Annotated in this window: 11 protein-coding genes and 1 pseudogene; 5 read left to right on the top strand and 7 right to left on the bottom strand. The window is 60.8% G+C overall.

All coding sequences use genetic code 11. The features are described from left to right. Positions 1 to 55: 55 nt before the first annotated feature. Together mgtE and NKL04_RS08070 are read right to left on the bottom strand one after the other, a co-directional pair. The gene (gene mgtE / locus NKL04_RS08075) at positions 56 to 1,423 is read right to left on the bottom strand and encodes a magnesium transporter (RefSeq protein WP_023702259.1); all 1,368 of its coding nucleotides are present in this window, start codon (positions 1,421 to 1,423) and stop codon (positions 56 to 58) included. Positions 1,424 to 1,713: 290 nt separating this feature from the next. Then, positions 1,714 to 3,600 carry an ABC transporter ATP-binding protein/permease gene (locus tag NKL04_RS08070; RefSeq protein ID WP_023702258.1) on the bottom strand — a complete coding sequence of 629 codons (1,887 nt, stop codon included), beginning with the start codon at positions 3,598 to 3,600 and terminating at the stop codon, positions 1,714 to 1,716. Positions 3,601 to 4,203: 603 nt separating this feature from the next. Here NKL04_RS08070 and NKL04_RS08065 point away from each other — a divergent pair. Next, positions 4,204 to 4,638, top strand: a complete 435-nt coding sequence (locus tag NKL04_RS08065; RefSeq protein ID WP_023702257.1) for a hypothetical protein — start codon at positions 4,204 to 4,206, stop codon at positions 4,636 to 4,638. A 6-nt stretch (positions 4,639 to 4,644) separates the two neighbouring features. Here the strand turns inward: NKL04_RS08065 and NKL04_RS08060 are convergent, their stop codons facing one another. Together NKL04_RS08060 and NKL04_RS08055 are read right to left on the bottom strand one after the other, a co-directional pair. Beyond that, the gene (locus NKL04_RS08060; protein WP_023702256.1) at positions 4,645 to 5,325 is read right to left on the bottom strand and encodes a DsbA family oxidoreductase; all 681 of its coding nucleotides are present in this window, start codon (positions 5,323 to 5,325) and stop codon (positions 4,645 to 4,647) included. Positions 5,326 to 5,374: 49 nt separating this feature from the next. Beyond that, a complete protein-coding gene (locus tag NKL04_RS08055; RefSeq protein ID WP_023702255.1) occupies positions 5,375 to 7,195 on the bottom strand; it encodes an extracellular solute-binding protein in 1,821 nt (606 codons plus the stop codon). Between the two features lie 260 nt (positions 7,196 to 7,455). Between NKL04_RS08055 and NKL04_RS08050 the strand changes: the two genes are divergently transcribed. After that, positions 7,456 to 8,079, top strand: coding sequence for an invasion associated locus B family protein (locus tag NKL04_RS08050; RefSeq protein ID WP_023668972.1), 624 nt, complete (start codon positions 7,456 to 7,458; stop codon positions 8,077 to 8,079). A 217-nt stretch (positions 8,080 to 8,296) separates the two neighbouring features. On the opposite strand, the gene NKL04_RS08045 is transcribed toward NKL04_RS08050, so the two are convergent. Beyond that, positions 8,297 to 9,793 carry a glycosyltransferase family protein gene (locus NKL04_RS08045; RefSeq protein WP_023702254.1) on the bottom strand — a complete coding sequence of 499 codons (1,497 nt, stop codon included), beginning with the start codon at positions 9,791 to 9,793 and terminating at the stop codon, positions 8,297 to 8,299. Between the two features lie 207 nt (positions 9,794 to 10,000). On the opposite strand from NKL04_RS08045, the gene NKL04_RS08040 reads away from it, so the two are divergent. Continuing rightward, positions 10,001 to 10,987: a glycosyltransferase family 2 protein gene (locus tag NKL04_RS08040; protein WP_023702253.1), complete on the top strand. Its 987-nt coding sequence runs from the start codon at positions 10,001 to 10,003 to the stop codon at positions 10,985 to 10,987. A 126-nt stretch (positions 10,988 to 11,113) separates the two neighbouring features. Here NKL04_RS08040 and hspQ read toward each other — a convergent pair whose 3' ends face one another. Continuing rightward, positions 11,114 to 11,437, bottom strand: coding sequence for a heat shock protein HspQ (gene hspQ / locus NKL04_RS08035; RefSeq protein WP_023668971.1), 324 nt, complete (start codon positions 11,435 to 11,437; stop codon positions 11,114 to 11,116). Between the two features lie 224 nt (positions 11,438 to 11,661). Here hspQ and NKL04_RS08030 point away from each other — a divergent pair. After that, positions 11,662 to 12,623, top strand: a pseudogene (locus NKL04_RS08030) (AEC family transporter). Here the strand turns inward: NKL04_RS08030 and NKL04_RS08025 are convergent. Then, positions 12,600 to 13,811: a UbiH/UbiF family hydroxylase gene (locus NKL04_RS08025; protein ID WP_023702252.1), complete on the bottom strand. Its 1,212-nt coding sequence runs from the start codon at positions 13,809 to 13,811 to the stop codon at positions 12,600 to 12,602. The pseudogene NKL04_RS08030 and the gene NKL04_RS08025 overlap by 24 nt on opposite strands. A 95-nt stretch (positions 13,812 to 13,906) precedes the next feature. On the opposite strand from NKL04_RS08025, the gene NKL04_RS08020 reads away from it, so the two are divergent. Next, complete coding sequence (locus NKL04_RS08020; protein ID WP_023702251.1) at positions 13,907 to 14,794, top strand: DUF2182 domain-containing protein; 888 nt, start codon at positions 13,907 to 13,909, stop codon at positions 14,792 to 14,794. Positions 14,795 to 14,796 lie beyond the last annotated feature (2 nt).

The following is a 14,796-nucleotide window of genomic DNA, read 5'->3' as shown; positions in this document are numbered from 1 at the left end:
TGAAGACCCCCCATGGCAGCCGCTGTTGCCACCGCGATGGGAGGCCTGAAGCTTATTACAACAAAGTGCCGCGCAGGATGACCAGCGCCACCGAGAAATAGATCACCAGGCCGGTGACATCGACCAGCGTGGCGACGAACGGCGCCGAGGCGCTCGCCGGATCGAAGCCGATCCGTTTCAGCGCGAACGGCAGCATCGAACCCGACAGCGAGCCGAAGGTGACGATGCCGACGAGTGCTGCCCCCACGGTCGCCGCGATCAGCGGCCAATGCGGCCCATAATCGTAGAAGCCCATATATTGCCAGAGCGCGATGCGGCAGATGCCGACCACGCCAAGCATGGCGCCGAGCACGAAGCCGGTGGGCAATTCGCGCAACGCCACCCGCCACCAGTCGCGAAGGCCGATCTCGCGCAGCGCCAGCGCGCGAATGACGAGCGAGGTCGCCTGCGAACCGGAATTGCCGCCCGAGCTCATGATCAGCGGGATGAACAGAGTGAGCACGATCGCTTTTTGCAGTTCGCCTTCATAGCTTTGCATGGCATTGGCGGTCAGCATCTCCGAGATGAACAGCGCGCACAGCCAGCCGCCGCGCTTCTTGATCATCGCGAGAAAGCTCATCTTCATGTAGGGCTCGTCGAGCGCCTCCATGCCGCCGAAACGATGCGCGTCCTCGGTCGTCTCCTCGATCATGGTGTCGATGATGTCGTCGATGGTGACGATGCCGAGGATCTTGCCGTGGTCGACGACGGGAACCGCGAGCAGGTCATATTTGGAGATCGTCTGCGCCAGTGTCTCGCGATCGGTCAGCGGCGTCACCGTCACCGGGGCGCGATCCGGCGCCACCGACAGGATCGGCTCGTCCGGCTCGCCGGTGATCAGCCGGCGCAGGCCGGTCGAGCGCACCAGCACATGCGTGTCTGGATCGACGATGTAGATGGCGTAGACGGTCTCCCGCGTCCGCTCCACCTTGCGGATGTAGTCGAGCGTGCGCCCGACGGACCAGTCCGACGGCACGCTGACGAATTCGGTCGTCATGATTGAGGCGGCGCTGCCTTCGGGATAGCCGAGAATGGAAAGCAGCGTTGCCCGCAGCGGCGGGACCAACCCGCCGAGCAGCTCGGAGCGCGCCGGTTCGTCCAGTTCGCGCAGGATATCGGCGGCGCGGTCGACCGACATGGCGGTCAGGAGCTTGCACGCCTTGGCGCGCGGCAGCGCCTCGGCCAGATCGGAGGCGCCGTCGAGTTCAGGCTGGTCGAAGATCTCGACCAGCCGCTCGAACGGCATTTCGCAAAGCAGTTCTATCGCGGTATCGCGAGCTTCCCGGTTCAGGGCCTCGACGACATCGGCGACGTGATCATTGGCAAGGATACGCGCGATAGCGACGGCATCGTCGCCCGCTACGACGGGGGTAAATTCGTTCATGGCTCACTCCTTGCCGTCCGGCGGGACGTGAGCCGTTAGAGGTCACATCGAGGCGGACGGCGGTTGCGTTCGACTACTGTCGCCAGGCATGGCGCGGTGACCTTTCTGCTCGCGGGTTCGAGTTGGAATTCAGCGAGCGGGCGCAACATAGGAGCGCATCTTGGCGAGTCAATCGCGGGGGTGGCGGAAAACAGCCGGGAGCCGGCCCAATCGCGAGACTGTGATGATTATTGAAGGGGGAGGGAGCGAGTGCCCCGCCGCCAGTGGCGGAACGCGCTTCGGCGTGGCTGCTATTTCTGCTTCAGCCGGCGTGAAAAACGCATCCATTTGTCCTCGACCGGCCGCGGCTGCGTAAGGATAGTGGTGAGCTCGCGCGGAAGGTTCGGAACAAGCGGCCTCTTGGTGGCGACGCCGTCGGCGATCGCGACCACGCTATGGTAGAATTCCTCGCCCGAGGCCGAACGTGGCGGCACCGCCTCATGCATGATGCTGATCACCGTGACATCGGGACAGTTGTGCTTGATGGCCTGGTGGAAGGCGATCTTGCCATCCGGATCGAGCGCGCCGGTCGCTTCGTCGAGGAACAACAGTCCCGGTTGCTGCAGCACGATGCGGGCCACAACCAGCTTCTGCTTCTGGCCGCCGGACAGCAGCTGGTCCCAGATCTTTCCCTCGCGGCTTTCATCGGCCATGTGTTCGATGAAATCGCCAAGGCCGGCCTTGTGCAGGGCTGCCGCGACCTGCGCATCGCCATAGTCGTCCTCGGAGCCGGGCAGGCACACCAGCTGCTTCAGCGACACCTGCTGCAGCTTGACCTCCTGTGCGGCATAGAAGCTCCTCACACCGTCAGGGAAGACGATGGTGCCGCGGCCATAAGGCCACAAGCCGTTGATCGCCTTGATCAGCGAAGTCTTGCCGCAGCCGGATTCGCCCTTGAGGAATGCCCACTCGCCGCGCCGAAAGCGCAGATTGGCTGCGCTCAGGAACGGCGTGGCGTCTTCACCCTGATGCGCCAGTTCAAGCTTCTGGATGGTCAGGCCGAAGACCGGGTTCTGGCTGGCATAGTGGAAATCGGAACGGCCGGTCTGGCTGTAGAATTCCTGCGGCTGTTGGACGTTTTCAATGGCGTGCGCCAACTCGATGACGCGCTGGCTGTTGGCCCGCAAGGTGGCGAGACTCGGCATGACATGGATGAACCAGGAACATTTGCTGATCAGCGCGTTGACCTGCTCGGAACCGGTTATGTAGCCCTTGAGGTCGACGCCGTTGTGGATGAACGGCACCAGACCAGGTCCGTAGGCGACAACTTTGGCCCCGACGAAATTATAGACCGATTCGAATCCCGCATAGAGGGTGTTGACGATGTTGAGCTTCGACCAGGTGGTATCGATATCGAGATAGAGCCGTCCATGTATCGTCTTTTGCACGTCTTCGCCTTGCGACGCCGACACATGGAAACTGCGGCGCAACAAGGTGATCAGCTCGCTGCGATAGGTGCCTTCGGCCTTCTGCATCCTGACATTGAGCCACTCCAGCATTCCGCCGAGTTTGATCGCGATCCAGGTATTGACGGGCACATAGATGGCAACCGCCAGCAGAGCGAGGACGGCGCTGCCATAGCTGCCGAGGGCATCCAGGCCTTTTACCTCCACGGAATTCGCCAGCAAAGCGCCGCCGACAAAATAAAGTGAGGTGAAGACGCCGAAGACACCTTGGGCAAGCCCGATGGCGCCACCCGCCATGTCTTTGATGGATTCCTGCACGCGCTGATCGATGTTGTCGGGCGCTGGCGCATCTGGCGAGCCATTCTGAGCGTGGTAGTGCGTATGGTTGGTATCGAGCAGCGCCGCATTGAAACGCGCGTTCAACCAGGCGCGCCATTTGCGATGCAATGTCGCCGATACAAATTTGCAGGCGCCTATGATTCCCATGTCCTTGAACACGACCAGCAGCACAAGCAGGCCGGCATTGGTAAGCACCGATTCAAGGGGCGTGGTATTCGCGGCGTCGTGAAAAAAAGCGATTGAGGCTGCCAGTTCGCCCGCCAACACGGTAAACCAGACGTCGGCCTTGCTCGACAGGGCTATGATGAGTGCGAGGACGACGGTGAGAGCCCAGGCCTCCCTCCACCGGTCCGAGAACCAGTAGGCCCGCATCAGTCCCCAGAAGGTCCGCATCGACGATACTGGCGTCAGGGGCGACGGCCCGACGGGGGCGTCGCGGTTCCAAAGTGCCGATATTGAACGTCGCGGTCTGTCGACCCGAATCACAATCCCGCCCAAACCTTTTTTAGTTTTGTTACGGATAGTAACACCAATTGATCATTTTCTATGAATTTTATCCTGACGGATGTGAAGCAGCCCACCCGCCGTTGCCATGAGGCAACAGTTGGCTGCGAGAGCGCCGTCTTTGGGCTAAATTTGTCCTTTGTTTCAACGTGTTGCGAGAACGTTCAGATGTGCGAATATATTCCCTGAGGGAAGGCTCATACACGGCTTTGTGACCAAAAGGCCTGCCCGTCGGCCGGTTTTCCCACCGCGCGCTAACCGGATCGCCCGAAAAATTGCCGTCCATGATCGCCCCAGGCCGCCCGAATCATCTCACCGGCCATCATGGTTGGGCACGCAAGATCGTCGCTGCTGTAAAGCGACTGTTCATGAGGTGGCACGCGCTTTTTAGCTGCAGTTCAACACCGTTTGACAATCAAGCGCACTGGAATGAACCTTGCCGGGCACTGTCGGCACCAATGCATGTCCGGTCCCTAACAAGGAAGCTCCCCAATGCTTGCACGCGCAGCCGTTCCCGCAATCGTGACGCTCTTTGCCTGGCTGCCTCTTGCGCATGCCGGCAGCCAGACCATTCCGGCAAGCGCCGAAGGGCAAATCGAGTTCAATGCTCCGTCCGGGAACATCGGCTGCATCTACACGCCGAAGGGCGGCACCAGCACCTACGAGCCACAGGATGACGGTCCGGAACTGAGCTGTTCGCGCGTCGAGCCCAGCTACGTCACCGTGATCCTTGGGCCGAACGGCCCGGCGACATTGATCAAGAATCCGGGCGAGCAGGGCTGCTGCAGCGATGTGGCGAAGCTGGCCTATGGCAACAGCTGGAGCAAAGGGCCGTTTACCTGCCAGTCGTCAACCAAGGGACTGACCTGCACGGGCAGCAACGGGCATGGCTTCTTCCTCAGCAAAGCCAAGGTGACGGTGAAATAACTTCGGTCAGCCGGCCTTTTCCAGCTCGCCCTTGGCCTTTGCAGCCGCGACCTGGCGGATGGCATCAGTCAGCGTCTCGGCGTCCTGCGCGCCCATGACGGCGTATTTGCCTTCGAGCAGGAAACACGGCACGCCGGTGATCCCCATCCGCGATGCCGTGGCGATTTCTGTGCGCACCTCCTCGACGTCGGCATCGGTCGGCAACAGCGTTTCGACCACGGCAGCGTCCATGCCTGCCTCGCGGGCGGCATCGACCAGCACGGCGTGGTCGCCAATATTGCCGCCTTCCTCGAAATACAGCTGGAACAGCCGGCGCACGAGCCGGTTCTGCACGGCTTCACCGGCGGCACCGGCCCAGCGGATGACACGATGCGCGTCCAGCGTGTTGGCGGCGACCTTGATGGCGTCGAAAGCGAAATCGATGCCTTCGGCTTCGCCGAGCGGCTCTATGCGGGCATGCATCTGACGGATGCGCTCGTCGCTGCCGAATTTGGCCAGCATGTATTCGCGCCGGTCCTTGCCCTCGAGCGGGATGGTCGGGTCGAGCTGGAACGGCCGCCAGCGCACATGAACCTCAACGTCGCCGGCAGCGGCAATCGCTTTATCCAGCCGCTTCTGGCCGACGAAGCACCAGGGGCAGACGACGTCGGAAACCACGTCGACCGTAATGGAATTGTCATCGCTCATCTTGATCTCCTGCAGCCGAGCGTTTTACCGAGCATGATCTCGGCTACGCTCAGTTCGGCTTGCGCCACCATGTCGGCCATTGATAACCGAATATGGGTGTCTTTTTGGGATGATCCAGGTAATTCCAGTAAGCGAGCCATTGCTGCGCGTTGTACTGCATCGGCACCATGTAATTGCCGGAGATCAGCAATCGGTCGAGCACGCGCACGGCGGCGACATAGTCTTCCTTGGTCCGTGCTCTCAGCATCGCGTCGATCGCCGCGTCGACCGCCGGATCGGCGACGCCGGCCAGATTGAATGAACCTTCTCTTTTGGCCTCTGAAGAACCCCAGCGAAGGTTCTGCTCCATACCGGGAGACAGCGAGTTGCTGAACCCGCTCGACCCGACAAGAACCTCAAAGTCGAAACGCTGCTTGCGCGACTGGATCTGGTCGGCCTCGAGGCTGCGGATGGTCACCGCGATGCCGATCTTTTCCAGCGAGCGCTGATAGATGGCGGCAAAGCGTTCCTCGTCCTGCGACGCCGTCAGGATCTCGAAACCGAACGGGTTTCCCTTGGGATCCAGCAGGACGCCATCCCTAACGGCGTAGCCCTGGCTCTTCAGCAGGTCGAACGCCAGCTTCAGCACCTTGCGGTCCTGGCCGGTGCCGTCATTCACCGGCGGGCGCCAGCTGCCGTCCATGACATCGGCCGGCACGCGGCCGGGGTAGGGCGCCAGCAGCGCCTTTTCCCTGTCGCTAGCGGGATGGCCGAGCGCGGAAAGTTCCGAATTCTGCCAGTAGCTCATCGTGCGCGTGTACTTGCCGCCGAACAGGTTCTTGTTGGCCCATTCGAAGTCGTAGAGCATGCCGAGCGCGCGCCGCACCTCCGGATTGGAAAACTTCTCCAGCCGCGTGTTGAACAGGAACCCGGTCACCACGGGCGGTATGCCGGTGTCGAAGGTCTCGGCGATCACCTCGCCGCGATGGAAGGCGGGAAAATCGATATCGCGCTCGCGCTTGACCGGATCGCCCTCATCGTAAATGGCGCAGATGCCTTTCTTGAACGCTTCCGTCTTGGCGTTGGCGTTGAGGAAGTACTCGATGGTGATCTGGTCGTAATTGTCGAAGCCGCGCTTGGAAGGGATGTCCTTGCCCCAGTAATTTGGATTGCGCTTGAAGACGATGCGCTGTCCCGGCTGCACATTGTCGATGGTGTAGGGACCGCTGCCGATCACCGGCTTCAGCGTCGTCTTGTCGAAGGTATCCTTGTTGAAGGCGTGCTTTGGGATGATCGGCGTCAGCGCGATGATCAAGGGGGTCTCGCGATTGGCCTTGTCGTTGAAGGTGAAGCGCACGCTGTGATCGCCGGTCTTTTCGAGCTTGGCGATCAGGCTCATGCGATCCCTGTAGGGCGGGCGGCCCTTGTCGGTGAAGACATCGTAGGTGAACAGCACGTCATCCGGCGTCACCGGCTCGCCGTCCGACCACTTCGCATTTGGATTAAGGTGGAATTCGATCGATTTGCGCTCCAGGTCCATATCGGCGCTGTCTGCGAGCAGGCCATAGAGGGTGAAGGCCTCGTCGTAGTTGCGCATCATCAACGGCTCGAAGACGAGATTGCCGAAAATGAGGTCCTGCATGCCGCGCGCCGTGGTGCGCAGGCTCTTCAGGATGAACGGGTTCAGATTGTCGAAGCTGCCGACGACGCAGTAAGTGATGTTGCCGCCCTTCGGCGCATCGGGATTGACGTAGTCGAAATGCTGGTAGTCGGCTGGCAGCGCCGGCTCGCCCTGCATGGCGATGGCATGTTTCGGTTCCGACATCGCCACGCCGGGTGCAAAGGCGAAGAACGAGATTGCGGCGATCAGCCAAACAAGAATGCGGCCCATGACCGTCTCCTTACTGGGCGGCTTGATGATTCGGAGTGCACCCTAACATGGCGCCGCGGCGCTCCGGCCAGATACATCAATCCAAATCGCACGACCCAAATTGCGAGGCCAAGAATTGCAGGCGGCGGGCTGGATTCGGCTGCTCATGCAGTGTAACACGCGCTCCGAAGTCATTCTGTTGCCTCAATTCGGCAACAGGTAGCAGGACCACACGGCGCGAAGAAGCCGGTCCCGGGATCATTTGAGAGGAAATGCACGACATGACGAGCCTGAACAGCAACGCATACCGCCTTTCGGTCCTGGCCGCGGGCGTGGTCGGCTTTCTGGGCGCCGGACTTCCCACCGCTTCGGCACAGCAACAGATTCCGCAGGGTTGGTTCAAGGCCTGCACCAAGCAGGAAGATGTCGACATCTGCAATGTCCAGAACATCATCACTGCCGGCAACGGCCAGTTCGTCACCGGCGTCAGCCTGATCGAGTTGAAGGGCAAGGTAAACCGCAAGGTCTTCCAGGTCACGGTTCCCCCAGGTCGCCTGGTGCCCCCCGGCATCGCCCTGCAAATAGACGCCGGCAAGGCGACGAAGCTGGATTATGTCATTTGCTTCGCCGACCGTTGCGTTGCCGAAGTGCCGCTGACCGACGCGCTCGTCGCTTCCTTCAAGAAGGGACAGGCGATCACGCTGACCTCGATCAACTTCCAGAGTCAGCCAAATCCAATCAAGGTTGCCTTGACCGGCTTCAGCGGCGCCTTTGACGGCGCGCCGCTGCAGCAGTCGGACATCGAGGACCGGCAGAAAAAACTTCAGGATTTCGTCGTCAAGAACAACCAGGACTTCGCCAAGAAGCTCAAGGACGAGCAGGCCAAGGCCAAAGCCGCCAACTGAAATAGATCTGCGCTGTCCGGCCCTTTCGGCTATCGTTTCTCCCTAGAGCGGCTCACCGTTTCAAAAAAACGGCGAACCGCTCTATTTCTTTGTTTTTACGCAATTCCCTAGAGCATGATGCCGAAAAGTGTGAAGCGGTTTTCGGACGACATCATGCTCTATCTCTCTGGTTTCAGAAAGCGCTGTGCGCTTTCCCAGGAGAACCGCGTATACTTTCCTAGAAATGCTCTAGCCTGGAAATCCGTGTAATCGGCAGCCCCAGTATGCGGCTATCGTTCGGCGCTTGCTGAGGTTCGCTAACCCACCCGAGGATCGTGGGATTGTCGCCGTCGCGCGCCACCTTCAGAACGAAAGTTCCGTCGGCGACATTGGCGGCTTCAATGGGCAGCATTTGCCCGTTCAGATAAAAAAGCGGCTTGACGGACTTCATCAATATGTGCGCCAGCGTCTGGACCTGCACCAGATGTTCCCCCGCGGGCAATTGCAGTTCGGCCGACGCGACATCGCTCGACCATCGAAAGGGCACGCCGTCATAGACTTCCGCCGCATGGATCCCGGCAGCGCGCCCGGCATGTAATTCATCTGGCGTCCACAGCGAACCCTCGCCAGCGACTTTTTGCACTTCAAGCGAGGTACGCAGCCGTCGCTCGTGCACCAGTGCGGCGATCGTTTGCCGAAACACTCTGTCGAGTTGCGCGTCCGAACCGAATGCCCGCGCCAGCATCAGCGCGACGTGACGCCAGAGCAGCGTTGCGCGCGCGCGGCTGGTGTCCAGACGGTCGCCCAGCAAGGCCGCGACCCAATGACGCCGGAGCACCTGCAGCATGCCTCGATCGCGCAGCCGCGGACGCAATTTCCGTCTCCTCTGATGCCACGCGATTTGCAGAATATGCCGCGCCAGATCTTTCCGGCGTTCGCCTCGACTGCTCCATTCGAATGGAATTTCGATTATCCGCTCCTGCCGCGGTCCGCCGCGCGCAAGCCAGAGTGCCTCGCCGGCGACGAAATCCTCCGTAAAGCCACGCAGTTCCGGCCATTGCCCAATGTAGTGATGCACAAGTTCGATTTCTGGCGCGTAGCCGATGGCCAGCCCCAATTTGTGGTAGCGGGCAGCCAACAGCCATTCCGAAAAATGCCCGAAGTCAAACTCAAACCCCCCGGCTTCTCCGTAGGCCTTGCGGCGCGTTGCAAAGCACTGATCGAGGATCTTGCGCCACGAGCTCTCCGTCATGCCATGCTGGATATCGGCCTCGTACATCCGTGCTTCCGAACGCGCCAGTTTGTTGGGTGCGCTGGCATGGGTTCGACATGAGAACCCCGCCCATTCGGGGCGCTTTGCGAAGACGTCGAGGCATTGTTCGAGGACGGTTGGCGTCGGCCAGACATGACTTTCGGTGAAGAACAGGAGATCCCCCCGGGCATGCCGCGCAGCTTCCGCAACTTGTGCGATGTCATGTTTGGCAGACGTCTGGACGAGGCGGTCCTGCGGCGCAAGCAACTGGCGAATCTCATCCATATCCGCAGCATCGGCATCGTGGGAGGCAACCAGTATGAGTTCGAACGCTGAGCCCTGCAGGGTCTGGTCCTGCCGCCATTTACGGATCGCGATGGTCGCCTGGTCGCGATGGAACTCAAGCGGCATCAGAACGGAAATCAGCACATTCGAATCGGACGGATTCTGTTGCGAACTTTTCGGTAACAAAGAGCGGCGCATGAGATGCCTTCGTTTTCTGGAGGGTCTACGCATTCAAGGGCCGCATTCTGGACGCGTTGGGGTCTCCGCACCTTCACGGCCAAATCCCAAGTTTGCAACATAGCCGTCGTCCGTAGCAGAAAACTTGTAGCAGATGCAGCACTGGGCACTATTGAAATGGACTACGTGTTGTGTGACGTGTGGCAGCGCAATTGTTGAGGACACCTGATGGACGGCGAGCCGGAAGTCACAATCGCCAATCTGGTGAAAGAGATTTCGTCGCTGACGCAGCGAATCCAGATGCTGGAGGGTGACTATTACCTGCGGCGGCGCAAAAGCTGGCGATATAAATTCCAGCCGAAGGTCTTCGATTTTCATCAATACCAGCCGCGGAAATTGGATACCCCACTCAACTACAGCGTTCCAACACCCAACACCGGCGCGCTTCGGATTGCCATTGTCACGCCGTCCTATCGGCATGCGCATTTTCTGCCAGCTACGATCGACAGCGTTCTGTCTCAGAACTACCCCAATCTCGAATACATCGTTCAGGATGGCGGCTCGCAAGACGGGACACGCGAGATACTGGAGTCCTACGGACAACGGATTGCCTGGAACAGCGCCGCGGATGGCGGGCAGACAGACGCCATCAACAAAGGCTTTGCGATCGTCTCCGGCGACATCATGGCCTATCTCAACAGCGACGATGTCCTGTTGCCCGGAACGCTGCATTATGTTGCACGCGCCTTCGAGAAGTATCCCGAGGCCGATTTTGTCTATGGCAATCGAATCGTGATCGACGAAGCGGGTAGGGAGACCGCTCGCGTGGTCCTGCCGCCGCATGACAGCGAGGTTATCAAATGGGCCGACTACATCCCCCAGGAGACGATGTTCTGGCGCCGCAGCGTTTGGGAAAAGCTCGGTTCATTCGACACAAATTTTCAGTTTGCGATGGATTGGGACTTCATCCTGCGGGCGCAGGCGGCAGGTTTCCGTTTCAAACGGCTTCCACGCTTCCTCGGCTGCTTTCGCGTTTATCCCAGTCAAAAGACGTTCGCCATGCACGACGTTGGGCAAGAAGAGCAGGACCGCCTTCGCCTACGCAGTCACGGCTCCGTGTCCCAATGGGCGGAAATCAATGCAGCGATAGCCGGCTATATGAAGAAGCAGGTTCTCTATCATCGCCTCTACAAATTGGGCGTCATGCGAATTTAGGTCGATAAGTGGCTGCTCTGTCGGATCTCTTGCAAGCTTTCTGCAATTAAGACTGCCACGATGGATTGGACCGTGCTCTCAAATCAATGCGACGCGCGCCATGATGTGGCGGCTAATCGGGGCGTCTCAGTGTCTCGACTGGCGTTTCGGCTCATAGCGTCCGTCCGGCCGCTTGTCGAACATCTCGCCGATCTGCGGATGACGGACCGGCTCACCTGACTGGTCCTCGAGCAGGTTCTGCTCGGAGACATAGGCAATGTATTCGGTTTCCGAGTTTTCAGCGAGCAGATGGTAGAACGGCTGGTCCTTGCGCGGCCGCACGTCCGCCGGGATCGCCTCGTACCATTCGTCGGTGTTGGCGAATTGCGGATCGACATCGAAAATGATGCCGCGGAACGGAAACAGCCGATGACGAACCACCTGTCCGATCGAAAATTTGGCCGTTTTCATCATACTCACCACTAAGCCTCTAGAGCGCCCGGCGTCCCGTCGAATGTGCGAAGAGCGCTCTAAGACTTTGAATTTACACACACCGTGGCCAAAAATCGAGCCCGACTTAGGTCTGGGATCAGGCTTTATTTGGCGCAGATGGCGTGTCAGTTCAATGCCGAAGCGCTTGACGCCCGTTGAAGCTACGGGCTAGCCCGGTCCAGGGGTTTCGGGCCAGGGCAAAAATGTCTGACATTGTCGGTCTTGTTCTTCCGTTCTTCGGGCTGATTTTCATCGGCTTTCTGGTCGCACGCATCACCAGGCAGCCGCTGGAGGCGCTTGGCTGGATGAACACTTTCATCATCTATGTCGCGCTTCCGGCCCTATTCTTCCAACTGCTTGCGCGGACGCCGTTCGAACAGTTGACCGAATGGCGCTTCATCTTCGGCTCGGTGTTTTCCACCTACACGATCTTCTCGATCATGTTCGTATGGTCGGTGACGGCGTCGCGCGGCGAGATCGCCCAGTCGACCATCAAGGCGTTGGCCGCCGCCTACGGCATTATCGGCTATATGGGGCCGGGACTGGCGCTGCTCGCCTTCGGCGAACAGGCGGCGGTGCCCGTTGCGCTGATCTTCTGCTTCGAAAATATCATGCATTTCGCCATCGCGCCGATGATGATGGCGCTGTCGGGCGACGACAAGACATCGCCGTGGCGCCTCATCCTCGGCGTAGTCAGGAAAATCGTCCTGCACCCGTTCATCATCGCGACCGCGCTTGGCGTCGGCGCCGCCTATCTCGGCTTTCACCCACCGCAGCCGGTCGATCGCCTGCTCGAATATCTGTCTCGGGCGGCCGCCCTTTTGCCCTGTTTGCCATGGGCGTGACGCTTGCGCTCCGGCCGCTCAACCGCGTGCCGCATGAACTGGCGTCGATCGCGGCGCTGAAGCTGATCCTGCATCCATTGCTCTGCTACGTCGTGCTGAGCTGGATCGGGAACTTTTCCGAAATCTGGGTTTTTTCAGCCGTGCTTTTGGCGGCATTACCGACCGCAACCAACGTCTTCGTCATCGCCCAGCAATATGGCGTCTGGGTGCAACGCGCCTCGGCCAGCGTGCTGATCACCACCTGCCTCTCGGTGCTGACGGTGACCGGGCTGCTCTACATGATCCGCCACGGCATCTTACCGCCGGACCTGTTTCCCTGAACCGCCGGTAAGCGCCGCAAAGCCGCTGCCCGGCCTCAAGCCTTCGCGCATGAAAAAGGCGCGCAGCGGCGCGAAACTGCCGAGCACATTGAGGCCAGCGCTGCGTGCCATCTGCGCCGGCAGCATGTCCGAAAGCAGCGACATGTTGAGCAGATTGACCGCGCCGGAACGCGCCAGAATGTCAGGACGGCGCCTGGAATCATAGGCGGCCAGGGCCTTCGCGGCGCCGGGGTCGCTGCGATTTTTACCGGCGATTCCAATCAGATCCTCGATGTCCCTGATGCCGAGGTTGAGACCTTGGGCTCCGATCGGCGGGAACACATGCGCAGCCTCGCCGACCAGCGCCACCCGATTTTGCGCGAAGCGCCCCGGTGATGCCGCTGAAAGCGGGTAAATTTGTCGGCCGGGCTCGACCGACACCCGGCCCAGCATCGACTGCATCTGCTGCTCGACACGCTCGGAAAGCGTCGCGTCATCGAGTGCGGCGAGGCCCTTCGCCGTCTCCGGTTTCACCACCCAGACGAGGCTGGAGCGGTTGCCGGGCAGCGGCACCTGGGTGAACGGCCCGGTCTCTGTGTGGAACTCGGTCGAGGTGAAGCCGTGTTCGCTGCGATGGCCAAAATTCAGCACCAGCGCCGCTTGGCGGTAGGATCGCACCGAGGCCACTATGCCTGCCGCCTCGCGCGCCGGCGACAGGCGCCCATCGGCAGCGACCGCAAGCGCGGCCGAGACTTCGCGACCATCAGTCAAGACGGCATGCGCCTGATCGGCGTCCAGACGCCAACTCTCGACCATCGACGTCAGCCATTCGATGCCGGGATGGGCCGCGACGGACTTGGCCAGCGTCGGGTTCAGCGCACTGTTGGGCAGGTTGAGCCCGAACTGCTCCTCGCCGATCTCCATGGCGCGAAAAGTCACCACCGGGCTGCGGATCAGCCGGCTGGTCGCATCAACGATGCGCATGACCTTCAGCGGCGCGGCCTTCGGCGCAAGTTCGGCCAGCACGCCCAGCCGATCGAGAACCTTGAGAGCAGGGTTCATCAGCGCCGTGGTCCGGCCATCGGGCCCGCCTGCTTCGGGTCCGACCAGGGTTACCGGAAAGCCCGCCTCGGCGAAACCGAGCGCCGCGATCAGTCCGGCAGGGCCGCTGCCGGCTACCAGTATCCGTGCTGTCTCGCGATGATCCAAATTGGACTTCCAGTTTGCGATGCAGGTGTCTACCCATGGATATAGGTCAGACCATGCGGCTTGATCAACGCGGCGATTAGGCTCATTCGGTTGTCATGACCGGCCAGCAGGACGATTTCAGCCATCTCGACCGCGCCGGCCGCGCCACGGCAAGCCTGGCCCGCAGCCCCCGCCTGACGGTCAACATCGCCATCGCCGGCGGCATTCTGCTCGCCTGGTTCATTCTCGGCGCCATGGCGATCCGCGGCGCCGAAGGCCGGCTCCCCGGCGTACCAGGCGATGTGGTCCTGCGATATCTGCCGCAACTGCCGCTGCCGGATGTCCTCGACCGCTTCTTCGGCATGTGCCTGACGCCCGCACCACTTGATGCCGGCGGCGCACCGGTTCTGGCGCTGATCGTGATGTGGTTTTTGATGGCCGTGGCGACGATGCTGCCGTCGGCGGCGCCGATGATCCGTACCTATTGTGAAATCGCCGACACCGCCCGCATCAAGGGCGAGCCGGTGGCCCATCCGCTGGTCCTGGTTGCCGGCTACCTCTCGACATGGCTTGTCGCCTCTATCGGCTTCGCGGTGCTGACGTTGCTCGTCCACGCATTTGCGTCCTCCGCTCGATTGCTCGATCCGGTGAGCGGCCTTGCCGCGGCGGCCGCGCTGCTGGTTGCCGGCCTCTACCAGTTCAGCAGCCTCAAGCAGGCCTGCCTGACAAAATGCCGGAACCCGTTCTCGACACTGTTTTCCAACTGGAGCGCGGAGCCGGGTGGCATCTTCCGGCTAGGGCTGAAGCAGGGCCTGTGGTGCCTCGGCTGCTGCTGGGCGCTGATGCTGGTGATGTTTGCCGTCGGCGCGATGAACGTGTTCTGGATGGCGCTGATCGGCCTGTTCACCTTGATCGAAAAACAGACCACCGGCAGCCTTCCAACCCGAGTGGCCGGTGCGATACTGCTTGTCTGGGTAGTCGCCCTGCTAGTAGTCTCGGCATGACG

The organism is Mesorhizobium sp. C264A (assembly GCF_040324515.1).
Taxonomy (GTDB): domain Bacteria; phylum Pseudomonadota; class Alphaproteobacteria; order Rhizobiales; family Rhizobiaceae; genus Mesorhizobium.
Note: the sequence above shows the minus strand (reverse complement) of the source record. Positions and strands in the feature narration are given on the sequence as shown.

Bases quoted from the DNA above. Each gene is read 5' to 3' on its own strand.
- NKL04_RS08055 (WP_023702255.1), bottom strand. From the start codon at position 7,195: ATGGGCCGCATTCTTGTTTGGCTGATCGCCGCAATCTCGTTCTTCGCC.
- NKL04_RS08065 (WP_023702257.1), top strand. From the start codon at position 4,204: ATGCTTGCACGCGCAGCCGTTCCCGCAATCGTGACGCTCTTTGCCTGG.
- NKL04_RS08050 (WP_023668972.1), top strand. From the start codon at position 7,456: ATGACGAGCCTGAACAGCAACGCATACCGCCTTTCGGTCCTGGCCGCG.
- hspQ (WP_023668971.1), bottom strand. From the start codon at position 11,437: ATGAAAACGGCCAAATTTTCGATCGGACAGGTGGTTCGTCATCGGCTG.
- NKL04_RS08045 (WP_023702254.1), bottom strand. From the start codon at position 9,793: ATGCGCCGCTCTTTGTTACCGAAAAGTTCGCAACAGAATCCGTCCGAT.
- NKL04_RS08020 (WP_023702251.1), top strand. From the start codon at position 13,907: ATGACCGGCCAGCAGGACGATTTCAGCCATCTCGACCGCGCCGGCCGC.
- NKL04_RS08070 (WP_023702258.1), bottom strand. From the start codon at position 3,600: ATGCGGACCTTCTGGGGACTGATGCGGGCCTACTGGTTCTCGGACCGG.
- NKL04_RS08040 (WP_023702253.1), top strand. From the start codon at position 10,001: ATGGACGGCGAGCCGGAAGTCACAATCGCCAATCTGGTGAAAGAGATT.
- NKL04_RS08060 (WP_023702256.1), bottom strand. From the start codon at position 5,325: ATGAGCGATGACAATTCCATTACGGTCGACGTGGTTTCCGACGTCGTC.
- mgtE (WP_023702259.1), bottom strand. From the start codon at position 1,423: ATGAACGAATTTACCCCCGTCGTAGCGGGCGACGATGCCGTCGCTATC.